The organism is Nocardiopsis sp. NRRL B-16309 (genome assembly GCF_001279585.1).
In the GTDB taxonomy this organism is placed as follows: Bacteria; Actinomycetota; Actinomycetes; order Streptosporangiales; family Streptosporangiaceae; genus Nocardiopsis.
In genome coordinates, this window is record NZ_LGEC01000049.1 from 105,682 (window position 1) to 128,766 (window position 23,085).

A 23,085-nucleotide genomic window follows, 5' to 3' on the forward strand; every position below is an offset into this window, starting at 1 on the left:
GTGGTGCGGACCGGGGATCAGGACAGGGGGGTGACCGACTCGGCCGCCTCGACGACCGTCCCGTCGGCGACCAGGGCGGCGACGGCGGCGATCTCCGGGGACAGGTGGCGGTCGGGCCCGGGGCCGTCGACGTGCTCGCGCACGGCGCGCACGACGGCTCCGGTGGCGGGCCCGGGCTCCAGCGGCGAGCGCAGGTCCAGGGCCCGGGCCGCGGTCAGCAGCTCCACGGCCAGCACGGTGGTGAGGCCGTCCACGGCGCGGCGCAGCTTGCGCGCGGCCGACCAGCCCATGGACACGTGGTCCTCCTGCATGGCGGAGCTGGGGATGGAGTCGACGCTGGCCGGCACCGCCAGGCGCTTGAGCTCGGAGACGATCGCGGCCTGGGTGTACTGGGCGATCATGTGCCCGGAGTCCACACCGGGGTCGTCGGCCAGGAAGGCCGGCAGGCCGTGGGACCGGGACACGTCGAGCATGCGGTCGGTGCGCCGCTCGGCGATGGAGGCGGTGTCGGCCACGGCGATCGCCAGGAAGTCCAGGACGTAGGCGACGGGCGCGCCGTGGAAGTTGCCGTTGGACTCCACGCGGCCGTCGTCCAGGACCACCGGGTTGTCGATCACGCTGTCGAGTTCGCGTCCGGCGACCAGGAGCGCGTGGTCCAGGGTGTCGCGGGCGGCACCGGCCACCTGCGGGGCGCAGCGCAGCGAGTAGGCGTCCTGGACCCGGTTGCAGTCGGGGCCGCGGTGGGAGGCGACGATCGGCGAGTCCGCCAGCAGCGCGGTCAGGTTGGCGGCGGAGGCGGCCTGGCCCGGGTGGGGCCGCAGCCGCTGGAGTTCGGCGGCGAAGACCCGGTCGGTGCCCAGGAGCGCCTCGACGCTCATGGCGGCGGTGATGTCGGCGACCTTGAGCAGCCGGGCCAGGTCCTGGCAGGCGAGGACGAGCATGCCGAGCATGCCGTCGGTGCCGTTGATCAGCGCCAGGCCCTCCTTGGCGCCCAGCTCGACCGGGCGGATCCCGGCCGCGTGCAGCGCGGTGTAGGCGGGCATGAGCGCGCCGGAGGCGTCGCGGACCTGGCCCTCGCCCATGAGCGCCAGCGCCACGTGCGACAGCGGCGCCAGGTCGCCGGAACAGCCCAGGCTGCCGTACTCGTGCACGACGGGCGTGATCCCGGCGTTGAGCAGGGCCGCGAGGGTGTCGACCGTGGCGACCTCCACGCCGGTGTTGCCGGAGGCCAGCGTGCGCAGGCGCAGCAGCATGAGGGCGCGCACGACCTCGGTCTCGACCTCGGGGCCGGCCCCCGCGGCGTGGGAGCGGATGAGCGAGCGCTGAAGGCGGGCGCGCAGGTCGGGGGCGATGTGGCGGGTGGCCAGGGCGCCGAAGCCGGTGCTGACGCCGTAGGCGGGAACCTCGCCCCGGGCCAGCGACTCGACCCGTTCGCGGCCGTGCCGGACGGCCTTGCGGGTCTCCTCGCCGAGGGTGACGCGGGCGCCGTTGCGGGCGACGTCGAGGACCTGGGCCGGGGTGAGCGGAGCACCGCCGACGTTGACGGAAGGGACTGCTGTGGACATGCCCCCATTCCATCTCCAGCTGCCCCGCCGCAGAAGCCCTGACACGGGGGTTCTGTCTGACATCTCAGACATTCCCTGGTGCCCGTTGTGCGGCGCCGCAAGGGGACCGCCGCGTTGGCCCACGTCGGCCAACGCCCGGACCTGGGCGGACGCCGATTCCGTGGAACAATCGGGGTATGAGCTTCGTGCCGGCGGCCACACGCGCCCTGCGCGTTCTACGGTTCCTGGCCTCCCGCCCCGGCCCGGTGTCGGCCTCGGCCATCGCCCTGGAACTGGACGTACCGCGCTCCAGCGTCTACCAGCTGTTGGAGGCGATGGCCCAGGAGGGTTTCGTCACCCACCTGCCCGAGGAGCGCCGCTGGGGTCTCGGGGTGGCCGCGTTCGAGATCGGCTCGGCCTACCTGCGCCACGACGGCGTCGAGCGGTTGGCCCGACCCCTGCTGCACCAGCTGATGGAGGCCACCGGTTCCACCGCGCACCTGGGCGTGCTGCACGGCGCCGACACCCTGTACCTGCTCAAGGAGCAGCCGCCGCACGCCCCCACGCTCATCACCGGCGTGGGGGTCCGCCTGCCCGCGCACCTGACCGCGTCGGGGCGGGCCATGCTCGCCCGGCTCCCGCGTGCGCAGGTACGCGCCCTGTACCCCGACAGGGCGGCGTTCACCGACCGCACCGGGCGGGGCCCCTCCGACCCCGGTGAGCTGCGCCGGGTCCTGGAGGAGGAGGCCCGCCAGGGCTGGTCGATCGAGGCCGGCCAGGTGACCGACGGCTTCGTGTCGGTGGCGGCGGCCGCCCTGGACCACAACGGGCGGCCCGCCGCGGCGATCAGCCTCACCGTGCCCAGCGCCCGGCCGGTCACCCCGCAGGCGCTGGCCGCGAGGGTCCGCGACGCCGCGGCCGAGCTCACCCGCCGGCTCGGCGGGAGGCGGTGAACCGCGGTCGCCGGGCGCCGTCCCTCGCCCGGGGGCTGTGCCCCGCGGACGGCGCGGCCCCGCACACGCCTCAGTCCAGGCTCAGCGGGGAGCGCTCCACGATCGAGGGCAGCGGCGCCGTGCGCTCGATCATCCGCAGGATCTTCTCCTTGTGGTCCCGGGGGACCTGCACGTAGAACTGCGTGGGGGCGTCCACCACGGGCAGGCCCAGGCTCTCGGCGGACTCGGCCCAGGTGGGCAGCTCCTCGTCCGTGCGGTAGGTGTCCAGGACGAACTCGATGAAGTACGTGCGGCGGCGGTCACCGGTGTGGTCCTCGCGCACCCGGCGGATCTCGTTCCACGCGATGAAGGTGCCCTCACCGGGGAACCACCACTTGCGCTCCTGGAGCACGATGACGCCGTCGCTGTCGGCGCTGATGCCCTGGCGGGTGATGCGCTGCGGGAGTCCGCGCAGCAGGACGATGTTGCTGCCGGGACCGACGAAGGCCATGGTCAGGGCCGCCGCGGACCACAGCGTCACCGATCCGACCGTGTAGTCCTGGCGCAGCACGTTCCACAGCAGCGATCCCAGCACCACGAGGAAGCCCACGGTGAGCAGGCCCGACACGTAGGCCGCCGCCATCCACATCCGCGCGTTGGGACCGCGCAGGCTCACGTACCGGCGCAGGTGGGAGACGCTGCCGGAGGTCTGCGTCAGGTCCGAGGGGACGCCCCGCAGGACTGGGGGGTCGTCCGAGGGTTCGGGGGAAGCCATGCCCCCATTGTTCCAACGTCCCGGGGTGGTCGGTGCCGCGGCTCCCACGGGAGCCGGTGTCCGTCCGCGGCCGATCGCGCCGAAGGCCGGGCATCGTCCGATGCGTCCCGCTAGAGTCCCGTCCATGAGGCGCAATACCAGGGAGTACGACACCGAGCTGCGGGTCGATGACGAGATCGTGGTCCTGGACGGGGTGCCCTATCAGGGGCGGACCGTTCTGAGAGAGGGACCGGACGCCTTCGCACCCCTCGAACGCTGGGCCAAGGGGGTGGCCGAGGTCCTGGGAGAGCCCGTGACCTGGCGCGCCTCGCTCAAGGGCGACCTGGCCGCGCGCGGAACCGTCCAGCCGGGACCCGGCTCTCAGAACCTGCGCGCGCTCTGAGCCCCGCACTTGGCGCACTGGAACTTGCGGTCGTCGCCGAGAATCCAGTCGTGGTCGCCGCCGGTCGGGCACGTGGACATCGACACCATCTCCTCATGAGGGGCTGTTGGGGGTGCGTGGCGATCACCCTAATTCGCTCCCGCCACACCAGTCCCGCGAATGAGGAACTACTGGTCAGGATTCATGTCCGTGCCCGCGTACGACCGGCCCCGACCGGCACGTGACCGGCTCGACCGGACGCGCGCCCGCGCCCGTCGCCGCACGCGACCGCCCCACGGACGGCCCCGCCCGGCACACGGCCGGGGCCCGTCGCGGTGAACACGACGGGCCCCGGTGGCGGGCCGGACCGGCGGCGCCGGTCGGGCTTTAGTTCTGGGCGGCCTTCATGTGGGCCTCCACGGCCGCACGGTCGGCGCGCAGCTTGGCCAGGGCCTCATCCAGGATGAGCTTGCCCTCCTCCTCGCTGCGCCGCTCCTTCACGTAGGCCAGGTGCGTCTTGTAGGGCTCGGTGCGCGGCGGCGACGGGGGGTTCGCCTTGTCCTTGCCCGCGGGGAATCCGCAACGGGGGCAGTCCCACTCGTCGGGGACCGCGGCTTCGCTCGCGAAGCTGGGCACGACCTCGTGCAAGTTCGCACAGTAGAACGGAACCCGCACGCGCGGGGCGGCCTCGCCCCGCTCCGCCTCGCCCATGGGGCCGGCTCCGACTCGGCTGCCACGGATGGCACTGCCACTACCCACGAAAAACTCCTTCGGCGAACTCGCTCACCGACACTCGGGCGAGCTTGACTGTGGACGGGGGGTGCCTGCGTACCGCCGGCTACACGCCCCGGTTGATCAACAGGCCGAGGGCGACGATGGCGAGGATCCAGACGACCCCGACAGCGATGGTCATGCGGTCGAGGTTGCGCTCGACGACCGACGAACCCCCGAGGGAGGACATGACGCCTCCGCCGAACATGTCGGACAGGCCGCCGCCCTTCCCCTTGTGCATGAGCACCAGGAAGATCAGCAGCGCGCTGAGAAGCATCACGAAGATGGACAGACCGAGGATCACACGCTCACCCGTAGCTCGACCCCGCAGCGGGGGAATGGACACCTCGGCCCCCCATTCACCACCCGTACCAGCGGCGGTGCTCGGCACCGGCCTGGCCGGCTCGGATCACGGAAGGGGGAGACCGGGGACGTTTTCGGATTTTACCGTGCCCATGGCGGCACGGGAGGGGAAACCGCGAGGCACGACAATCCCCTCAGCGAAGTCTAGCCCGACCACGGCACTCATCGGGCCCCGCCCTCCCCGGACTCCGGTCCGGGAAGGGCGGTATCGCAGGTCACAACACCCTGTCGGCGAAACTACTGGTCGCCGAACCGGATGATCTTCACGAACTCGTCCGCCTTCAGGCAGGCGCCGCCCACCAGGGCACCGTCGACGTCGTCCTTGGCCATGATGCCGGGGGCGTTGCCGCCCTTGACCGAACCGCCGTAGAGCACGCGCACCGCGCCGGCGACCTCCGGGGAGTACAGCTCCGACAGGCGCACCCGGATGGCCGCGCACACCTCCTGGGCGTCCTCGGGGGTCGCGACCTCGCCGGTGCCGATCGCCCACACCGGCTCGTAGGCGACGACGATGCGCTCGGCCTGCTCGGCCGGGACGCCCTTCAGGGCGCCGTCGAGCTGGGCCAGGACGTGCTCGACCTGCCGGCCCTGCTGGCGCACCTCCAGGCCCTCGCCCACGCACAGGATCGGCACGATGCCGTTCTTGAAGGCCGCCTGGACCTTCGCGTTGACCAGGGCGTCGTCCTCCTGGTGGTACTCGCGGCGCTCGGAGTGGCCGACCAGGACGTAGCCGCAGTCCAGCTTGGCCAGCATCGCGCCGGAGACCTCGCCGGTGTAGGCGCCAATGGAGTGGGCGGAGATGTCCTGGGCGCCGTAGCCGATGCGCAGCTTGTCGCCGTCGACCAGCGTCTGCACGCTGCGCAGGTCCGTGAACGGCGGCAGGACGACGACCTCGGCGTTGTCGTAGTCCTTGTCGTTGAGGCCGAACGCCAGCTTCTGGACGAGGGCGATGGCCTCCAGGTGGTTGTTGTTCATCTTCCAGTTGCCCGCGATCAGCGGCAGGCGCTTGGACATGTGTGTACTTCCCGTCAGGTCGGTCGGACGATGGCGCGGCCGGGGCGGGCGCCCCGGGACCGCGACGTCAGGCGAGGGCGTCGATACCGGGCAGGTCCTTGCCCTCCAGGTACTCCAGACTGGCACCGCCGCCGGTGGAGATGTGGCCGAAGGCCGCCTCGTCGAAGCCCAGCGCGCGCACGGCCGCGGCGGAGTCGCCGCCGCCCACCACGGTGAAGGCGCCCGAGTCGATCAGCGCCCGGGCCAGCGCCCGGGTACCGCCCGCGTAGGGCTCCATCTCGAACACGCCCATGGGCCCGTTCCAGAACACCGTCCGGGTGTCGGCGAGCTTGGCGGCGAACAGCTCCTGGCTGCGGGGCCCGATGTCCAGGCCCATGCGGTCGGCCGGAATGGCCTCGACGTCGACCGGCGCGTGGGGGGCGTCGGCGGCGAACTTCTCGGCGGCCACGACGTCGACGGGCAGGACGATCTCCACGCCCTCGCGCTCGGCGCGCTCCAGGTAGCCGCGCACGGTGTCGAGCTGGCCGGCCTCCAGCAGGCTGGAGCCGACCTCGTAGCCCTTGGCCTTGAGGAAGGTGAACACCATGCCGCCGCCGATGAGCAGGCGGTCGGCGGTGCCCAGGAGGTTGTCGATGACGCCGAGCTTGTCGGAGACCTTGGACCCGCCCAGGACCACGGCGTAGGGGCGCTGGGGCTCGCCGGTGAGCTTGCGCAGCACCTCGACCTCGGTCAGCACGAGTCCGCCGACCGCGTGGGGCAGCTTGCCCGGCAGGTCGAAGACGCTGGCGTGCCTGCGGTGCACCGCGCCGAAGGCGTCACCGACGTAGAGGTCGGCGAGCTGGGCGAAGCGGTCGGCGAGCTCGCCGCGCTCGGCGTCGTCCTTGCTCGTCTCGCCCGGCTCGAAGCGCACGTTCTCCAGGAGCGCGACCTGGCCGTCGGCGAGCGCGGCCGAGGTGGCGCGGGCCGACTCCCCGGCGGTGTCGGCGGCGAAGGCGACGTCGGCGCCGAGCAGCTCGCCCAGGCGGGCCGCGACCGGGCGCAGGGAGTAGCGCGGCTCCGGCGCGCCCTTGGGGCGGCCCAGGTGGGCGGCGACGATGACGCGGGCACCGCGCTCGCGCAGCTTCTCGATGGTGGGCAGGGCGGCGCGGATCCGGCCGTCGTCGGTGATGCGGTCGCCGTCCAGGGGCACGTTCAGGTCGGCTCGGACGAACACGCGCTTACCGGAGACGTCGAGGTCGTCGATCGTCCGCATGCTGGTCTCCTCGGAAGGTCTGGGTGCCCGGGCGCCGGCCCGGGCGGTGGTCGGTCGGAACTGGCGTGGCGGGCGGGGCCGCCGCCGCGGGCGTCCGTTGGGGGTGGTGGCCGACCGCCGCGGCGCCCCTGGGGCAGCGGCGGGCGACGGCGGGTGACGGGCGGGGGCGGGGCCGCGGGCGTGCATCGAGGTGGCGGGCCCGCCCTGGTGCGCGGCACCCCCGGGCGACGCGGGGAACGGGCGGGGCCACGACGGCACCCCCTCGCGCGCGGTGCGGGCGAGGGGGTGCGGTGCCGCCGGCGCCGTCCCTCTACAGGCCGGAACCGACCAGCTTGGCGCAGTCCACCAGGCGGTTGGAGTAGCCCCACTCGTTGTCGTACCAGCCGACGATCTTGACCTGGTTGCCGAAGGCCATGGTCAGGCTGGAGTCCAGCGTGCAGGAGGGCGGGGTGCCCACGATGTCCGAGGACACGATCGGGTCCTCGGTGTAGACGAGAACGCCCTTGAGGGGACCCTCGGCGGCCTCCTTGAACGCGGCGTTGACCTCGTCCTTGGTGACCTCGCGCTCCAGGGTGACGACCAGGTCGGTCACGGAGCCGTCCGGGACGGGCACGCGCATGGCCATGCCGTCCAGCTTGCCCTGGAGCTCGGGCAGGACCAGGGCGGTGGCCTTGGCGGCACCGGTCGTGGTCGGGATGATGTTCTGCGCGGCCGCGCGGGCACGGCGCAGGTCCGAGTGCGGGAAGTCCAGGATGACCTGGTCGTTGGTGTACGCGTGCACGGTCGTCATCAGACCCTGCTTGATGCCGAAGCTGTCCAGCAGGACCTTGGCCATCGGCGCCACGCAGTTGGTGGTGCAGGAGGCGTTCGAGACGATGTGGTGGTTGGCCGCGTCGTACTTGTCGTCGTTGACGCCCATGACGACGGTCAGGTCCTCGCCCTTGGCCGGGGCGGAGATGATGACCTTCTTGGCGCCGGCGCTGAGGTGCTTCTTGGCGTCCTCGGCCTTGGTGAAGCGGCCGGTGGACTCGATGACGACGTCCACGTTCAGGTCGGCCCAGGGCAGCTTGGCCGGGTCGCGCTCGGCGAGCACCTTGATGCTCTTGTCACCGACGCGGATGAAGTCCTCGCCCACCTCGACGTCGCCGGCGAGGGTGCCGAGCACCGTGTCGTACTTGAGCAGGTGCGCGAGCGTCTTGGTGTCGGTGAGGTCGTTGACCGCGACGATTTCGATGTCGCTGCCGCCAGCGGCGACCGCGCGCCAGAAATTGCGGCCGATACGGCCGAAGCCGTTGACGCCTACACGGATGGTCACGGAACCAATCTCCTCATATATCGCACATCAATGTCACCCGCGCATTCCCCCCGCCAGGGACGATGCACCCCGGTGTGAACCGGAGTGACGACTTTGAACAGGGTTAACACGCGCCGGGTGTTGACGAAGAGCCTAGCGGAGCACCAGCGGCGGGCCGTTCTCGACCCACGCCCGCCACGCTCACCAGGCCTCGTGGATTCGTGAACCATCCTGGCACTGCTCGGCGAAGAGGTCTATACCATTGTCGGAAGTTATCGACGTGTTCGTGCTGTTAACAAAGTCGAACACCGTTGTGACGGTGGTATTTCGGCGTCCACTGGCGCGCGGGCACCCGGGGACCGCCCCGCGCACCGGTCAGGGCACGAGCATGTCGGGAGTGAGGTTCGCCTCTGTTCCCTCGATCCCCAGATCGCTCGCCCGCTTGTCGGCCATCGCCAGCAGGCGCCGTATGCGCCCCGCGATGGCGTCCTTGGTCAACGGCGGGGACGACAGCTGCCCCAGCTCCTCCAGCGACGCCTGCTTGTGTGCCAGCCGCAGCTGGCCCGCGGCCACCAGGTGCTCCGGGGCGTCCTCCCCCAGGATCTCCAGCGCCCGTTCCACCCGCGCGCCGGCCGCGACCGCGGCCCTGGCGCTGCGGCGCAGGTTGGCGTCGTCGAAGTTGGCCAGCCGGTTCGCGGTGGCGCGCACCTCGCGGCGCATCCGCCGCTCCTCCCACGCCAGCACGCTCTGGTGGGCGCCCAGCAGCGTCAGCAGGGCCCCGATGGAGTCGCCGTCGCGCACGACCACCCGGTCCACACCGCGCACCTCGCGCGCCTTGGCGTGCACCTTCAGCCGCCGCGCCGCGCCCACCAGCGCCAGCGCCGCCTCCGGCCCCGGGCAGGTGACCTCCAGCGACATCGACCGGCCGGGCTCGGTCAGCGACCCGTGCGCGATGAACGCCCCCCGCCAGGCCGACTCCGAGTCACAGGCCCCGCCCGCCACCACGTGCCGGGGCAGTCCGCGGACCGGTCGGCCGTGGTTGTCGACCAGGCCGGTCTGGCGCGCCAGCGACTCGCCGTCCTTGATCACCCGGACCACGTACCGGTTGCCCTTGCGCAGCCCGCTCGGGGAGAGCACGACGACCTCGGACTCGTGCCCGAAGACCTCCGAGATGTCCTTGCGGAGCCGTCGCGCCGCGGCACCGGTGTCGAGTTCGGCCTCGATCACGATCCGTCCGCCCACCAGGTGCAGTCCTCCGGTGAAACGCAGGATGGTGGACACCTCCGCCTTGCGGCAGCATGGCTTGAGAATCGCCAGTCGGCTCAACTCGTCCTTCACCACGCCGGTCATCGCCATCGCCGCGAACCTCCCCTTGAACTGGCTTGCACCGGCGTCGCGCGCCTGACGCCGGTCTGCGCCGCCGCGGCCCCGCCGCGTACGGCTGTCTCCGAGGCAGACTACGTCACCGGCGGCTTCGGGCCGACCCCTTCACGGCGTGTTGCCGAGCCGCCGTCCGCGCTGGCCGGGGGCGCTGTGGGCCTTCATGGCGATGTGCGTTCAATTGCTCCCGTCGGCCAGCAGGCCCTCCACGTGGTCGCGCAGCACGAGCGCGTGGTTGTGCTCGGTGTCGCGCGCGGCGTAGAGCAGGGTGACCGGTCCCCGCCGGGCCGCCTCCAGGACCGGTTCCAACGCCTCGGGCCGTTCCCGCAGTTCGGCGCGGTAGCGCTCGGCGAAGGAGTCGAAGCGCGAGGGGTCGTGCCCGAACCAGGTGCGCAGCTCCCGGCTGGGCGCGGCGTCCTTGAGCCAGGTGACGCCCTCCAGGGCGGATTTGCGCACCCCGCGCGGCCAGAGCCGGTCCACGAGGAAGCGCGCGCCCGCGGACCCGTCGCCCTCCGGGTGCTCGCGCACCTCGTCGTAGACGCGCTCGACGCCGACACGGTGACCACTCATGACGCGGGTGTGCCCGGAGCGCGCCCCTGCCAATCGCCCGCGCGGTCAGGTGGTCAGGATCCGTTCCAGGGCCGCCGCCAACCGCTCCGGGTCGTGCCGCGGCGTGCCGTCCCCCCGGTTCAGGTCGTCCAGTTCCAGGCGCCCGCCCAGTCGGCGGACCACCTCCGTGAGCGGCCCGACGTCGTCCACGGTCCCCCGGTCGGCCAGCACGACGTCGATCCCGAGCTTGGGCGCGTGCTCGTGCAGCACCTCCAGGTAGGTCTCCGGCCGGAAGTGCTCGGTCTCGCCGCGCTGCGGGGACAGGTTCAGCGTGACCATGCGCTGGGCACGGGTGCTGACCAGGGCGTCGGCGAGGTCGGGGACCAGCAGGTGGGGCAGCACGCTGGTGAACCACGACCCGGGGCCGAAGACCACCCAGTCGGCCTCGCGCACCGCCTTGACCGCCTGCGGGCTGGCCGGGGGCCCCTCGGGGATGAGCGAGATGGAGCGCACCTGCCCGCTGGTGCTGGCGCACGCCACCTGGCCCCGCACGATCGTGGTCTCCTCGGGCCGCAGCGGATCGATCCCGGCCACCTCCGCCACGATGTCCAGCGGCACCGACGACATCGGCAGGACCCGCCCGTGCGCGCCCAGGAGCTGGCCCACCCAGTCCAGGCCCGCGACGGAGTCGCCCAGCAGCTCCCACAGCGCCACGATGAGCAGGTTGCCCACCGCGTGGCCGTGCAGGTCGCCCTCGGAACGGAACCGGTGCTGGATCACCTCGCTCCAGGTGTGTCCCCACTCGTCGTCGCCGCACAGGGCCGCCAGGGCCATCCGCAGGTCGCCCGGGGGGAGGACGCCGAGCTCCTCGCGGAGCCGGCCGCTGGACCCGCCGTCGTCGGCGACGGTGACGATCGCCGTCACGTCGGTGGTCACCCGGCGCAGCGCGGACAGGGAGGCGTGCAGGCCGTGGCCGCCCCCCAGGGCGACCACCCGGGGCGGGCGGCGGCCCTCCTCGTCCGGTGCGGTGCTGTTCGACATGGCTGTGGCCTGCCCCCTCGTCCCGTGTGCAGCAAGCGCGGCCGGTCGCACCGCCGATGGCGGAACTGCGGCCACCCGCGCCCCCGGACCGCCGGGTACCCGTCCGTGGAGCGACCGGAACCGGCGGTGACCGGGCCAATGTAAGCCAAGACGCCCCGCTTGGCGATTCCGTTCCACCCCGGTTCACCGACACCCCGGTTCCGACCGGCGACCCCGGAGAGGGGAAGCGGAGCCGGAGGCCGTCCGCCGAGGAGTCGTCGGACCTCTCGCGGAGCGCTCCCGGGTGGGGGGCCGGAGCCGGAGGCTCTCCGTTGAGGGTGGAAGTCCACCCCGCGCGAAGCGCCCCCGGACGGTGGCGGGCGACGGAAAGTCAAGAACCGGAGCCGGAGGCTCTCCGTTGAGGGCGGAAGTCCACCCCGCGCGAAGCGCCCCCGGACGGTGGCGGGCGACGGAAAGTCAAGAACCGGAGCCGGAGGCTCTCCGTTGAGGGCGGTAGTCCACCCCGCGCGAAGCGCCTCCGGACGGTGGCGAAGAACCGGAGCCGGAGGCTCTCCGTTGAGGGCGGTAGTCCACCCCGCGCGAAGCGCCCCCGGACGGTGGCGGGCGACGGGTGGGCTATTCGCGTCCCACGTCCCTGTGCACCACGTGCACGTCGACCTCCTGGCCGCGCAGCTGCTCGGCGAACTGCTCGGCCATGGCCACGCTGCGGTGCCTGCCGCCGGTACAGCCCACCGCGAGCGTCATGTAGTGCTTGCCCTCGCGCTGGTACCCGGCGATGGTCAGCTTCAGGACCTCGGCGTAGGCCTCGATCATCTCCTTGGCGCCGTCCTGGGCCAGCACGAAGTCGCGCACCGGCTCGTCGCGCCCGTCCATCGGTCTGAGGTCGGGCACCCAGTGGGGGTTGGGCAGGAAGCGGCAGTCCAGGACGAGGTCGGCGTCGACCGGCAGACCGTGCTTGAACCCGAACGAGACGACGTTGGCGCGGGGACGCGCCTCGTCGGTCTCACCGAAGAACCCGATCACGCGGGCCTTGAGCTGGTGGACGTTGAGCTGTGAGGTGTCGATGACCAGGTCGGCCTCGCCGCGCACCGCCCGCAGGGTCTGGCGCTCGCGGTCGATGCCCTCGGTCAGGCGCCCCTCGCCCTGCAGCGGGTGCGGGCGGCGCACGCCCTCGAACCGCCGGACCAGGGCCTCGTCGCTCGCCTCCAGGTAGAGCACGCGCGCCACGATGTCCCGCTTGCGCAGCTCCTCCACCGTGGACAGCAGGTCCTCGGTGAAGGCCAGCGAACGCACGTCCACCACCACCGCGACCCGGGGCACCGCCCCGTGCGTGCGCCCCGCCAGCTCGATCATCGTCGGCAGGAGTCCGGGCGGCAGGTTGTCCACCACGAACCAGTCCAGGTCCTCCAGGGCCCTGGCCGCCGTACTCCGGCCCGCACCGGACATCCCGGTGACGATGACCACCTCGGGCGGCAGCTCGCCGCCCAGTTCGACCGTCATGTGTCTCCTCCCCCGTCAGTATTCTGCTGTCCCGGCGCCCGGTCGGCCTCCCCGCCGGCGGGCCCGCCCGTCAGGTGCGCGTGCACGGCCTCCGCCAGCTTGGGGCCGATGCCCGGCACCGCCGCGATCTCCTCGGCCGTGGCCGAGGCCAGTCGTTTCACCGAACCGAACTCCTTGATCAGCGCGGACCGGCGGGCCGGTCCCAGTCCGGCCAGTTCGTCCAGGCTGCTGCCCGTGAGCGCCTTGGCCCGCATCTGCCGGTGGTAGGTGATCGCGAACCGGTGCGCCTCGTCGCGCACCCGCTGCAACAGGTACAGGCCCTCCCCCGTCCGCGGGAGGATGACCGGGTCCTCGTCGTCGGGCAACCACACCTCCTCCAGCCGCTTGGCCAGCCCGCACACCGCCACGTCCTCGATGCCGAGTTCGTCCAGCGCCCGGCGCGCCGCCTCGGCCTGGGGCCGCGCGCCGTCCACCACCACAAGGTTAGGGGGATAGGCGAACTTACCGGGTGACGGCTCGGAGTCGCTTCGGTGACCGCCGTGGTCACCGGTCTCCCCCATCCGCGCCACCTCGCCGCTGCGCGAGCTCTCCTCCAGGTAGCGGCGGAACCGGCGGGTGATGACCTCGTACATGGCCGCGACGTCGTGCTGCTCGGCACCGCCCGGCCCGCTGCCGCGGATGGCGAAGCGCCGGTACTCCGACTTGCGCGCCAGCCCGTCCTCGAACACCACCATGGAGGCCACCACGTGCTCGCCCTGGAGGTTGGAGATGTCGTAGCACTCGATGCGCAGCGGCGCCTCCGGCAGGTCGAGCGCCTCCTGGATCTCGTTGAGGGCGCGCCCGCGGGTGCTCAGGTCGCCCGCCCGGTGGGTCTTGTGCCGGGCCAGCGACTCGCGCGCGTTCTTGTCCACGGTCTCCATGAGGGCCTTCTTGTCCCCGCGCCGGGGCACGCGCACGTCCACGGCCGAGCCCCGGTGCTCCGACAGCCACGACGCCACGGCGTCCAGGTCGGCGGGGGCGTGCGAGACCAGGACCTCGCGCGGAACGGCCGTGCCGGTCCCGGCGGTCTCGTCGGTGCCCTCCGCGGCCCCGTAGAGCTGCCCGAGGAAGGTCTCCATGAGCTCGCCCGGCCCGGCGTCGGTGACCTTGTCCACGACGTAGCCGCGCCGGCCCCGGATCCGGCCGCCGCGCACGTGGAAGATCTGGACGGCCGCCTCCAGGGGGTCGTCGGCCATGGCGATGACGTCGCAGTCGGTGGAGTCGGGCAGCACGACGGCCTGCTTCTCCAGGGCGGCCTTGAGCGCCTCGATGTCGTCGCGCAGCCGTGCGGCGCGCTCGTACTCCATCTCCTGGGCCGCCTCGGCCATCCGCGCCTCCAGCCGGCGGATGAAGCGCCCGGTGTCCCCGGCCAGGAAGGAGCAGAAGTCCTCGACCAGGTCCCGGTGCTCCTGCGGCGTGGCCTTGCCCACGCAGGGGGCCACGCACTTGCCGATGTAGCCGAGCAGGCACGGGCGCCCGCTGTTGCGGGCCCCCCGGAAGACGCCCGGGGAGCAGGTGCGCACGGGGAAGACGCGCAGGAGGAGGTCGACGGTCTCACGGATGGCCCAGGCGTGGGAGTAGGGGCCGAAGTAGCGCACGCCCTTGCGCTTGGCCCCCCGCATCACCTGCACGCGCGGGAACTCCTCGTTGAGCGTGACGGCGAGGTAGGGGTAGCTCTTGTCGTCGCGGTACTTGACGTTGAAGCGCGGGTCGTACTGCTTGATCCAGGAGTACTCCAGCTGGAGCGCCTCCACCTCGGTGCCGACGATGGTCCAGTCGACGTCGGCGGCGGTGGAGACCATCTGCTGGGTCCGCGGGTGCAGCCCGGCGAAGTCGCGGAAGTAGGAGGAGAGCCGCGACCGCAGGTTCTTGGCCTTGCCCACGTAGATGACACGGCCCGCCTGGTCCCGGAACCGGTAGACACCGGGTGAGGTCGGGATGGAACCGGGCGCCGGGCGCAGGTGAGGAGTCGCAGCCATGTCCCCATTCTGGTGCGTCCCCACGACATCCGGCCACCCGAGGCCCCGGTGTCACAGGGCACCGTCGCGCACGCCTCACCCCAAACGTCACGATTGGATTTCTGCATGCTCTAGGTTGGGCGGGTACGAACCATCTGACCGACTTGACGACAAGGGGGACCTTCCCTGTGAGCCCCTCACAATGGATCACCCTCGGCATCGTGATCGCCCTCGCGCTGACCCTGGTGTTCGTGGTCCACTGGCTCCTGAACCACCAGCTGGGCAAAGTCTGGCCGATGGCGCGCTACCTGGTCTCGCGCTCGGCGGTGACCGCCTACCTCGCGGCGGCCGTGGTCGGCGCCAACCTGGCCCTGCCCAGCCCCTCCGACGTCGGCTGGAGCACCTACCAGGCCATCCAGCACCTGATGCGCATCCTCATGATCGGGACGCTGACCGGCCTGGGCATCAGCCTGGCCTACGCGGCCACCGACATGATCCTGGACCGGTTGTCGATCTCCAACGGTGACGCCGACCGCAGGGCGCGGCGCTACCAGACCCAGGTCCGCCTGCTGCGGCGCGTGGTCACCTCGGTCATCGTCGTCCTGGCGATCGCCGCCATCCTCTTCACCTTCCCCCAGGTCCAGGCGCTGGGCGCCGGGCTGCTGGCCTCGGCCGGTGTGATCGGTATCGTCGCCGGTGTGGCCGCCCAGTCCATCCTGGGCAACCTCTTCGCCGGCCTCCAGCTAGCCTTCAGCGACTCGCTGCGCATCGGCGACGTGGTCGTGGTCGAGGGCGAGTGGGGCCGGGTCGAGGAGCTCAGCCTGGTCAACGTCACCATCAAGATCTGGGACGAGCGCCGCCTGGTCGTCCCCGTCGCCAACTTCACCACCACCAGCTTCGAGAACTGGACCAAGCAGGGAACCGCGATCACCGCCAAGGTGGTGCTGCCGCTTGACTGGGAGGTCCCCGTCGCGGAACTGCGCGAGGAGGCCGGCCGGCTGATCACGGCCAGCCCCAACTGGGACGGCCGCAGCTGGTCCTGCCAGGTCGTGGACATCACCGAATCCGGTGAGGTCATGGTGCGGGTGGTGGCCACCGCCGCCGACACCGGCGCGCAGTGGAACATCGCGTGCGAGATCCGCGAGCACCTCATCGGCTGGCTCGTCGAGCACTACCCCGAGTCGCTGCCGCGCAACCGCACCGAGTTCTTCTCCTCCGGCGAGGAGTCGCCCTACGCCACGCAGTTCCCCTCCTCCGCCTTCCGGCAGAGCTCGCCCGTGCGGGAGTCCGCCGGCGCCCCGCGCAACGGCTCCACCAACCCTCCCGGCGGCGACCCCGGCGAGACCTGAGCCGCCCGCCGCACACCCACCGAGCACGTGAGGGCGCCCGGAGCGGATTCCGCTCCGGGCGCCCTCACGTCGTGCCTCCGCCGGGGCGGGCTCAGTCGAGGATGATGTCGGTGCCGTCGATGGTGACGGTGAACCCCTCCAGCGGCTCGGTGGCCGGCCCCTTGAGCGCCTCGCCGGTGGCGACGTCGAACTCGCTGCCGTGGCACAGGCAGCCGATCACCTCGTCCACCTCCTGGACGGTGCACCCGCCGTGCGTGCACACGGCGGTGAAGGCGCGGAAGTCGCCTTCCTGCGGCTGGGTGACCACCAGCTTGCTGTCGCTGAAGACCGCGCCGCCGCCCACGGGCACGTCCGTGGTCTGGCCGACCACCTGGCCGCGGCGGACCTCCTGGGGGTCGGGCGGTTCACCGCCGCAGGCACTCACTGCGGTCACGGTCGCCGCGGCTCCCGCCGTTCCGAGCAGGCGGCGCCTGCTCACTCCGCACCCGCACGTCCTCTGACCAGACACGACAGAACGCTCCTCACCTGCGCTGGGAATCACTACACACTGTAGTAGCCGGGGCGAGGTGTCCCGTTCCGGGGTGGTGTGACCCACGTCCTCGCCGGGATCGCCGGACCACGTGGCGGCGAACACCCGTGCTCGCACGCGGACGCCCGCGATCCCGGCCGACGCGGACACCGAGGAGGCCGACACAACGGACCCCCCGGCGGCCTGCCAGGGGGTTCCGCGTGTTCGGTGGGTTTACCTTTCCGCCCGCACCCGGGTGAGCAGCGCCACCCATTCCGGGCCGGGGACCGTGAGGTGCCCGAGGTCACGGTTCTGGGTGTCCCTGATGTCCGCGCCCGCAGCGTGCTCCCGAACTTCGACGCATTGGCCGCTCGTGCTGCTGTAGCTCGACTTATGCCAGGTGCTGCTCACAGTAGTTCTTCCAATACTTTCCGGGATTCCCTGTCAGGGAGGGCGGATTGCATGAAGCGCTTCACCAGCTCCGTCAACCGGTCCAGCCCATCACCTTCTCGGTACACGATATTGCCGTTTGCGTGGTCACTGCTCGCCACCGTGGAACCATCCCGCATCCGGAAGACCAGCAAAGGGGAGGGCAACCCCACCAGTAACGTCCCTTCCGGGATGATCAAGACACGTACCCGCCCCGACTCCGTCAACTTCAACAGGTGGCGTACCTGCTCAGTGCGTGTTGCCTCGGGGAACGTCGTCAGCGCGGACACAGGAAAGACGGCCGTCACCCGCAGATCCGGAACCTGGTCCAGCCGGTCGCACCGAATCTTCGTGAGCCGGTCCAGCTCCTTCGCTGGGAGGAACGGTTGGGCCTCCTCGAACACGGTCCGGGCGTACGCCGGAGACTGCAAGATACCGGGGACGGCTGGGAGCGGACACACCCACTCCACCGCTAGCCCGGTCGCCTCCAACTCCGCCAGGTCCGCACCCCACTCGGGGACGGACTTACCGCCTGCGGCGGTGCGCCACGCCGCGAAGAACTTACCCCTCGCGCCGAACGCGGCATCCAGAAGCTCCGCGTTCCTCCTCTTGGGGAGGACTGCCCCCGACTCCCAGCGGCACACCGATGACGCTGACGTCTTCGCCTTGGCTGCAAGCTGGTACTGCGTTAATCCCGCAACTTCGCGGTACCGGGTGAGCGTGGATGCAAAGTCGGAGACGGCCATATGGCAGATCGTAACCAGCGAATCCCGTCCGTAGCCGAGAATCGGCGGAATCTGGCCAGACGCTGTGCAATCCAGGGTTTCGGTTCGACGCTGGGGACATGGAAGCTCTCAGGAACCTCGGTGCGGCGTTCGCGCACCGGCAGATGCTGAACTACCGACGAGACGACACTCTCGTCGTCAACGACCCGTACCTCCGCCAGCAGGTCGAGATCAGCGCGTACGGCCACTGGTACCGGTGGACCGGGCCGACCGGTGAACCCCAGCACGGCGACATCCACGCGCCCGGGGCCACCGTCGACACGATCATCCGCCAGTACGCCGGACTCCATGTGGATTCGGGTGGCACGCCATGACCGAGCGGCCCCGCCAGGATGTTCCCAGGGCGACGACGCTCGCCGAGTTCGCCCGCCTCGTCCAACCGAGGCGCCCCGAACCCCCTCAACCGGCCCCCGCGGTTCCCCCTCCACTCCCCAGGCGACGTCGTGGGTCGAAGCGCCGGGGGAACGCATGACAAGGACGAGTCCGAGGACGACACCGCCATGGGCCGGTGCTCGTGCGGTTGCGGCGAGCCGGAGCCCTGCCGGGGTTCCGTGTAGGCGTCTTCGTCCGACCGTGTGACGGCTGCCTGCGGCCGGGTCTCCGGTCGGGGCCTCGCTCCTCGGACGGCCGTGCACGGAACGGGGAGAGAAGACGCCTCGCGCGCATTCCACAGTCCCCCGGGCACCGCCGCGTGCCCCGAACACGCGTGGCCCGGCCGGGCGGCCGGGCCACGTCGCTGATCGGGCGTCAGAGCATCTTGGCGAGGAAACGCCCGGTGTAGGACTCCGCGACCGCGGCGACCTCCTCCGGCGTGCCCTGCGCGATGACCTGGCCTCCGCCGGAACCGCCCTCGGGGCCCATGTCGATGACGTGGTCGGCGGTCTTGATGACGTCGAGGTTGTGCTCGATGACGATCACGGTGTTGCCGGTGTCGGCCAGCCGGTTGAGCACGCCCAGGAGCTTGCGGATGTCCTCGAAGTGCAGACCGGTGGTGGGCTCGTCGAGCACGTAGACCGTGCGCCCGGTCGAGCGGCGCTGCAGCTCGGCGGCGAGCTTGACCCGCTGGGCCTCACCGCCCGAGAGCGTCGTGGCGGGCTGGCCCAGCCGCACGTACCCCAGGCCGACGTCGGTGAGCGTCTGCAGGTGGCGGCGGATGGCGTTGATCGGCTCGAAGAACTCCAGCGCCTCCGAGATCGGCATCTCCAGCACCTCGGAGATGTTCTTGCCCTTGTAGCGCACCTGCAGCGTCTCGCGGTTGTAGCGGGCCCCGTGGCACACCTCGCAGGGCACGTACACGTCGGGCAGGAACTGCATCTCGATCTTGAGCGTGCCGTCGCCCGAGCACGCCTCGCACCGGCCGCCCTTGACGTTGAACGAGAACCGGCCCGGCAGGTACCCGCGCGTCTTGGCGTCGGTGGTCTGCGCGAACAGCTTGCGGATGTGGTCGAAGACCCCGGAGTAGGTGGCGGGGTTGGACCGCGGGGTCCGGCCGATGGGGCTCTGGTCCACGTGCACGACCTTGTCCACCTTGCTGGTGCCGTTGACCCGCAGGTGGCGGCCGGGCACCTCCCTGGCGCCGTTGAGCTCCTTGGCCAGCGCCTTGTACAGGATCTCGTTGACCAGGGTGGACTTGCCCGAGCCGGACACCCCGGTGACGGCGGTGAACACGCCCAGCGGGAAGGCGGCGTCGATGCCCTCCAGGTTGTTCTCCCGCGCCCCGCGCACCACGAGTTCGTGCCCGCGGGTGAGCGGGCGCCGGGTCTCGGGCACCGCGATGGCGCGCCGCCCGGACAGGTACTCGCCGGTCAGCGAGGTCGGGGAGGTGAGCAGCTCGTCGACGATGCCCGAGACCACGACGTGCCCGCCGTGCTCGCCCGCGCCGGGGCCGATGTCGACCACCCAGTCGGCGGCGCGGATGGTGTCCTCGTCGTGCTCGACGACGATGAGCGTGTTGCCGATGTCGCGCAGCCGCTGCAGGGTCTCCAGCAGCCGGGCGTTGTCGCGCTGGTGCAGGCCGATGGAGGGCTCGTCCAGGACGTAGAGCACGCCCACCAGGCCGGAACCGATCTGGGTGGCGAGCCGGATCCGCTGGGCCTCGCCGCCGGAGAGCGACCCGGAGGAACGCGCCAGGCTGAGGTAGTCCAGTCCCACGTCGAGCAGGAAGCCGAGCCGGGCGTTGATCTCCTTGAGCACCTGGGCGGCGATGACCATGTCGCGCTCGGAGAGCTTGATCCCGGCCAGGAACTCCGCGCTCTCGCCGAGCGGCATCTGGGCGACCTCGGCGATGGACTTGCCGCCCACCGTCACCGCCAGCACGACCGGCTTGAGACGCGTCCCCTCACAGGTGGGGCAGGGCACCGTGCGCATGTAGCCTTCGAGCCGCTCGCGCCCGTAGTCGCTCTCGGTCTCGGAGTGGCGCCGCTTCACCCAGGGGATGACGCCCTCGAACTCGGTGTAGTAGGAGCGGTTGCGCCCGTACCGGTTGCGGTAGGACACGTGGACCTGTGTGTCGTGGCCCTCCAGGATCGCCTTGCGGGCGCGCCGGGGCAGCCGCTCCCACGGCGTGTCCAGGTCGAAGCCCAGGGCCTCGCCCAGCGCCTGCAGGATGCGGTCCCAGTAGCCGCTGGTGGAGCCGCCGGACCAGGGCGCCAGCGCCCCTTCGGACAGCGTCCGCTCGGGGTCGGGCACCAGCAGTTCGGCGTCGACCTCCATCCGCGTGCCCAGCCCGGAGCAGTCGGGGCAGGCGCCGTAGGGGGCGTTGAAGGAGAACGAGCGCGGTTCGAGCTGTTCGAAGGACAGGTCGTCGTACGGGCAGTACAGGTGCTCGGAGAAGACCTTCTCGCGCTCGGGGTCGTCGGCCTCCAGGTCGACGAAGTCGAGCACGATGGTGCCGCCCGCCAGCTTCAGCGCGGTCTCGATCGAGTCGGTCAGGCGCCCGCGCGCGGTGTCCTTGACCGCGAGCCGGTCCACGACCACGGCGATGTCGTGCTTGTCGTAGCGGCCCAGCTTGGGCGCCTCGTCCAGGCGCACGGCGGCGCCGTCGACCACGGCGCGCGTGTAGCCCTTGGACTGCAGGTCCTTGAACAGTTCGACGTATTCGCCCTTGCGCCCGCGCACGACCGGCGCCAGGACCTGGAAGCGGGTGCCCTCGGTCATCTCCAGCACCCGGTCCACGATCTGCTGCGGCGTCTGCCGCGCGATCTCGCGGCGGCACTCCGGGCAGTGCGGCACACCCACGCGCGACCACAGCAGGCGCAGGTAGTCGTACACCTCGGTGATGGTGCCGACCGTGGAGCGGGGGTTGCGGCTGGTGGACTTCTGGTCGATGGAGACCGCGGGCGAGAGGCCCTCGATGAAGTCCACGTCCGGCTTGTCCATCTGCCCGAGGAACTGCCGGGCGTAGGCGGACAGGGACTCCACGTAGCGCCGCTGGCCCTCGGCGAAGATCGTGTCGAAGGCGAGCGACGACTTGCCCGAACCGGACAGGCCGGTGAACACGATCATGGAGTCGCGCGGGAGGTCCAGCGAGACGTCCTTGAGGTTGTGCTCGCGGGCTCCCCGGACTACCAGTTGTTCGACCATCGAGTAGGACATCCTTCGGCTTGGGCGCACAGGAGGCGGGCCGCGTCGATCGACGGCGGCTGGACCCGTGTGTCTTCGCGGTGTGGCGGTCGAAGGCCTCCGGCGACCGCAGGGGCCGCGGGTCCGGGCCGTTCTGGGGGCGCGGGCACAGCCGTCCGCCACCCCGTCCGACAAGACTAACGACCGCCGGCGTCGGTTTCTTCCAACACGGGAAAGTGGTGGCGCCCCGACGGCTGAGCGCCGGGACACCACCACTATAGACGAACGCGTGTTCGAATCGGACTGTTTCGGAGGACGACTTGGCGGCCCCTCAGCGGGAACCGCCCGGTATCAGGAGCGGTCGCCCGTGGTGTCCTTTTCCCACTCGGCCTCGACCTTCTCACGGCGCCGGTCGTCCATCCAGGACTTGACCAGGCTGCCGACGATGGTGATCGTCATGACGCCGATGATGACCGTCAGCGAGGTCCCGATGCCGATGTCGATGACGTGGACGCCGTTCTCGTGCAGCGCGTGCAGGATCATCTTCACACCGATGAACAGCATGATCGCCGACAGGCCCCAGCTGATGTAGGCCAGGCGGTCCATGAGGCCGGCCAGCAGGAAGTACAGCTGGCGCAGGCCCAGCAGCGCGAAGGCGTTGGCGGTGAAGACGATGTAGGCGTCCTGGGTCAGGCCGAAGATCGCCGGGATGGAGTCGACCGCGAAGACCAGGTCGATCACACCGATGGCCACGATGACCATGAGCATCGGCGTCACGTGCAGGCGCTGGTCGATCCGCACGAACAGGTGCGCGCCGTGGTAGTCCTTCGTCACCGGGAAGAAGCGCCCGACCAGCTTGACCACCGGGTTCTGGGTGTAGTCGGTCTGGTGCTCGTCGCCCTTGACGTGGTCGCGGACGATCTTGTAACCGGTGTAGATCAGGAAGGCGCCGAAGAGGTAGAAGACCTCGCTCCAGGCGTTGATGACCTGGGCACCCAGGACGATGAAGATACCGCGCATGACCAGCGCGATGACGATGCCGATGAGCAGGACTTCGTGCTGGTACTTCTTGGGCACCGCGAAGGCGCCCATGAGGAGGTAGAACACGAAGAGGTTGTCGACGCTCAGGCTCTTCTCGGTGATGAACCCGGCGAAGTACTCCGCCCCGGCGGTCGTACCGCCGTAGTACATCACCCCGAAGCCGAAGAGGATGGCGATGCCCACGTAGAAGGCGGCCCACCAGGCCGCCTGGCGGACCCCGAACTCCTTGGGCCCGCTCTTCTTGCTCCAGGGATGGTCGACGATGGCCAGGTCGATGACCAGGATCAGGACCATGGCACCGATCGTGACGGCCCAGACCCACAACGGAACGTTCACAGGTGAATTCTCCTCCGGTAAGCGCGCGCGGACGTGGCGCGCGCACGTTCGAGTACCGGAGGTCTCTCCCGCCCGCACCCGACAGGCGCGGACCGACGGCACCGGGAGTACATCGTTGTCCTCCGTGATGACGGCACCGTCGCGACAGGGATACTCCCCTCACGTGACATGCAAGGGTACCGGTACCGTCCGCTCAGCGGTTCGTACCGGAACGTGTTCAAGCATGCCAGCAGAATGCTCTCCAGGGAAGTCACCGCGACAGTGTCGTTCGCCGCACCGGGGAGTAACAGCTCCGCTACCGCG

21 protein-coding genes are annotated in these 23,085 nt (G+C 71.0%); 4 read left to right on the forward strand and 17 right to left on the reverse strand.

Annotated features, from left to right (window positions below):
* Positions 1-17: 17 nt before the first annotated feature.
* On the reverse strand, positions 18-1,565 hold the full coding sequence (hutH, locus tag ADL05_RS06510; RefSeq protein WP_053615954.1) for a histidine ammonia-lyase: 1,548 nt from the start codon (positions 1,563-1,565) through the stop codon (positions 18-20).
* A gap of 176 nt (positions 1,566-1,741) precedes the next feature.
* Between hutH and ADL05_RS06515 the strand changes: the two genes are divergently transcribed.
* Positions 1,742-2,497, forward strand: coding sequence for an IclR family transcriptional regulator (locus ADL05_RS06515; RefSeq protein ID WP_053615955.1), 756 nt, complete (start codon positions 1,742-1,744; stop codon positions 2,495-2,497).
* Between the two features lie 70 nt (positions 2,498-2,567).
* Here the strand turns inward: ADL05_RS06515 and ADL05_RS06520 are convergent, their stop codons facing one another.
* Positions 2,568-3,251, reverse strand: coding sequence for a hypothetical protein (locus ADL05_RS06520; RefSeq protein WP_053615956.1), 684 nt, complete (start codon positions 3,249-3,251; stop codon positions 2,568-2,570).
* Between the two features lie 124 nt (positions 3,252-3,375).
* On the opposite strand from ADL05_RS06520, the gene ADL05_RS06525 reads away from it, so the two are divergent.
* Positions 3,376-3,633, forward strand: coding sequence for a hypothetical protein (locus ADL05_RS06525; protein ID WP_053615957.1), 258 nt, complete (start codon positions 3,376-3,378; stop codon positions 3,631-3,633).
* A gap of 366 nt (positions 3,634-3,999) precedes the next feature.
* Here ADL05_RS06525 and ADL05_RS06530 read toward each other — a convergent pair whose 3' ends face one another.
* From ADL05_RS06530 to uvrC, 10 genes are all read right to left on the reverse strand, one after another.
* Positions 4,000-4,371, reverse strand: a complete 372-nt coding sequence (locus ADL05_RS06530) for an RNA polymerase-binding protein RbpA (RefSeq protein WP_082376156.1) — start codon at positions 4,369-4,371, stop codon at positions 4,000-4,002.
* 79 nt (positions 4,372-4,450) lie between these two features.
* Positions 4,451-4,687 carry a preprotein translocase subunit SecG gene (gene secG / locus ADL05_RS06535; protein ID WP_053615959.1) on the reverse strand — a complete coding sequence of 79 codons (237 nt, stop codon included), beginning with the start codon at positions 4,685-4,687 and terminating at the stop codon, positions 4,451-4,453.
* A gap of 296 nt (positions 4,688-4,983) precedes the next feature.
* Complete coding sequence (tpiA, locus tag ADL05_RS06540) at positions 4,984-5,760, reverse strand: triose-phosphate isomerase (RefSeq protein WP_053615960.1); 777 nt, start codon at positions 5,758-5,760, stop codon at positions 4,984-4,986.
* Positions 5,761-5,827: 67 nt separating this feature from the next.
* Positions 5,828-7,012 (reverse strand): phosphoglycerate kinase, encoded by a 1,185-nt coding sequence (locus ADL05_RS06545; protein WP_053615961.1) that lies wholly within the window; start codon positions 7,010-7,012, stop codon positions 5,828-5,830.
* A 310-nt stretch (positions 7,013-7,322) separates the two neighbouring features.
* Positions 7,323-8,327: a type I glyceraldehyde-3-phosphate dehydrogenase gene (gene gap / locus ADL05_RS06550; RefSeq protein ID WP_053615962.1), complete on the reverse strand. Its 1,005-nt coding sequence runs from the start codon at positions 8,325-8,327 to the stop codon at positions 7,323-7,325.
* Between the two features lie 354 nt (positions 8,328-8,681).
* Positions 8,682-9,662 (reverse strand): DNA-binding protein WhiA, encoded by a 981-nt coding sequence (gene whiA, locus ADL05_RS06555; protein ID WP_053615963.1) that lies wholly within the window; start codon positions 9,660-9,662, stop codon positions 8,682-8,684.
* A 201-nt stretch (positions 9,663-9,863) separates the two neighbouring features.
* Positions 9,864-10,256 carry a DUF488 domain-containing protein gene (locus tag ADL05_RS06560; protein WP_053615964.1) on the reverse strand — a complete coding sequence of 131 codons (393 nt, stop codon included), beginning with the start codon at positions 10,254-10,256 and terminating at the stop codon, positions 9,864-9,866.
* 45 nt (positions 10,257-10,301) lie between these two features.
* Positions 10,302-11,276, reverse strand: coding sequence for a uridine diphosphate-N-acetylglucosamine-binding protein YvcK (yvcK, locus tag ADL05_RS06565; protein ID WP_053615965.1), 975 nt, complete (start codon positions 11,274-11,276; stop codon positions 10,302-10,304).
* 615 nt (positions 11,277-11,891) lie between these two features.
* Positions 11,892-12,776, reverse strand: coding sequence for an RNase adapter RapZ (gene rapZ, locus ADL05_RS06570; RefSeq protein WP_053615966.1), 885 nt, complete (start codon positions 12,774-12,776; stop codon positions 11,892-11,894).
* Positions 12,773-14,794 (reverse strand): excinuclease ABC subunit UvrC, encoded by a 2,022-nt coding sequence (uvrC, locus tag ADL05_RS06575; protein WP_053615967.1) that lies wholly within the window; start codon positions 14,792-14,794, stop codon positions 12,773-12,775. The genes rapZ and uvrC overlap by 4 nt, the downstream gene beginning before the upstream one ends.
* A 167-nt stretch (positions 14,795-14,961) precedes the next feature.
* On the opposite strand from uvrC, the gene ADL05_RS06580 reads away from it, so the two are divergent.
* Complete coding sequence (locus ADL05_RS06580; RefSeq protein ID WP_053615968.1) at positions 14,962-16,122, forward strand: mechanosensitive ion channel family protein; 1,161 nt, start codon at positions 14,962-14,964, stop codon at positions 16,120-16,122.
* Between the two features lie 91 nt (positions 16,123-16,213).
* Here ADL05_RS06580 and ADL05_RS06585 read toward each other — a convergent pair whose 3' ends face one another.
* From ADL05_RS06585 to ADL05_RS06590, 3 genes are all read right to left on the reverse strand, one after another.
* Positions 16,214-16,600: a Rieske (2Fe-2S) protein gene (locus tag ADL05_RS06585; protein WP_053615969.1), complete on the reverse strand. Its 387-nt coding sequence runs from the start codon at positions 16,598-16,600 to the stop codon at positions 16,214-16,216.
* 264 nt (positions 16,601-16,864) lie between these two features.
* Positions 16,865-17,041, reverse strand: coding sequence for a DUF397 domain-containing protein (locus ADL05_RS29445; protein WP_082376157.1), 177 nt, complete (start codon positions 17,039-17,041; stop codon positions 16,865-16,867).
* On the reverse strand, positions 17,038-17,805 hold the full coding sequence (locus ADL05_RS06590; protein WP_053615970.1) for a helix-turn-helix transcriptional regulator: 768 nt from the start codon (positions 17,803-17,805) through the stop codon (positions 17,038-17,040). Before ADL05_RS06590 ends, ADL05_RS29445 begins: the two co-directional genes overlap by 4 nt.
* A 98-nt stretch (positions 17,806-17,903) precedes the next feature.
* On the opposite strand from ADL05_RS06590, the gene ADL05_RS06595 reads away from it, so the two are divergent.
* A complete protein-coding gene (locus tag ADL05_RS06595) occupies positions 17,904-18,158 on the forward strand; it encodes a hypothetical protein (protein WP_156365749.1) in 255 nt (84 codons plus the stop codon).
* Between the two features lie 433 nt (positions 18,159-18,591).
* On the opposite strand, the gene uvrA is transcribed toward ADL05_RS06595, so the two are convergent.
* Both uvrA and ADL05_RS06605 read right to left on the reverse strand, forming a co-directional pair.
* The gene (uvrA, locus tag ADL05_RS06600; RefSeq protein WP_053615972.1) at positions 18,592-21,426 is read right to left on the reverse strand and encodes an excinuclease ABC subunit UvrA; all 2,835 of its coding nucleotides are present in this window, start codon (positions 21,424-21,426) and stop codon (positions 18,592-18,594) included.
* A gap of 330 nt (positions 21,427-21,756) precedes the next feature.
* On the reverse strand, positions 21,757-22,782 hold the full coding sequence (locus ADL05_RS06605; protein ID WP_053615973.1) for a TerC family protein: 1,026 nt from the start codon (positions 22,780-22,782) through the stop codon (positions 21,757-21,759).
* Between the last annotated feature and the right edge of the window lie 303 nt (positions 22,783-23,085).

Excerpts from the sequence above, each read along its gene's own strand:
- ADL05_RS06520 (WP_053615956.1), bottom strand. The coding sequence starts at position 3,251 with ATGGCTTCCCCCGAACCCTCGGACGACCCCCCAGTCCTGCGGGGCGTC.
- ADL05_RS06545 (WP_053615961.1), bottom strand. The coding sequence starts at position 7,012 with ATGCGGACGATCGACGACCTCGACGTCTCCGGTAAGCGCGTGTTCGTC.
- uvrC (WP_053615967.1), bottom strand. The coding sequence starts at position 14,794 with ATGGCTGCGACTCCTCACCTGCGCCCGGCGCCCGGTTCCATCCCGACC.
- whiA (WP_053615963.1), bottom strand. The coding sequence starts at position 9,662 with ATGGCGATGACCGGCGTGGTGAAGGACGAGTTGAGCCGACTGGCGATT.
- rapZ (WP_053615966.1), bottom strand. The coding sequence starts at position 12,776 with ATGACGGTCGAACTGGGCGGCGAGCTGCCGCCCGAGGTGGTCATCGTC.
- tpiA (WP_053615960.1), bottom strand. The coding sequence starts at position 5,760 with ATGTCCAAGCGCCTGCCGCTGATCGCGGGCAACTGGAAGATGAACAAC.
- uvrA (WP_053615972.1), bottom strand. The coding sequence starts at position 21,426 with ATGGTCGAACAACTGGTAGTCCGGGGAGCCCGCGAGCACAACCTCAAG.
- hutH (WP_053615954.1), bottom strand. The coding sequence starts at position 1,565 with ATGTCCACAGCAGTCCCTTCCGTCAACGTCGGCGGTGCTCCGCTCACC.
- ADL05_RS06595 (WP_156365749.1), top strand. The coding sequence starts at position 17,904 with ATGGAAGCTCTCAGGAACCTCGGTGCGGCGTTCGCGCACCGGCAGATG.
- ADL05_RS06590 (WP_053615970.1), bottom strand. The coding sequence starts at position 17,805 with ATGGCCGTCTCCGACTTTGCATCCACGCTCACCCGGTACCGCGAAGTT.
- ADL05_RS06525 (WP_053615957.1), top strand. The coding sequence starts at position 3,376 with ATGAGGCGCAATACCAGGGAGTACGACACCGAGCTGCGGGTCGATGAC.
- yvcK (WP_053615965.1), bottom strand. The coding sequence starts at position 11,276 with ATGTCGAACAGCACCGCACCGGACGAGGAGGGCCGCCGCCCGCCCCGG.
- ADL05_RS06515 (WP_053615955.1), top strand. The coding sequence starts at position 1,742 with ATGAGCTTCGTGCCGGCGGCCACACGCGCCCTGCGCGTTCTACGGTTC.
- ADL05_RS06560 (WP_053615964.1), bottom strand. The coding sequence starts at position 10,256 with ATGAGTGGTCACCGTGTCGGCGTCGAGCGCGTCTACGACGAGGTGCGC.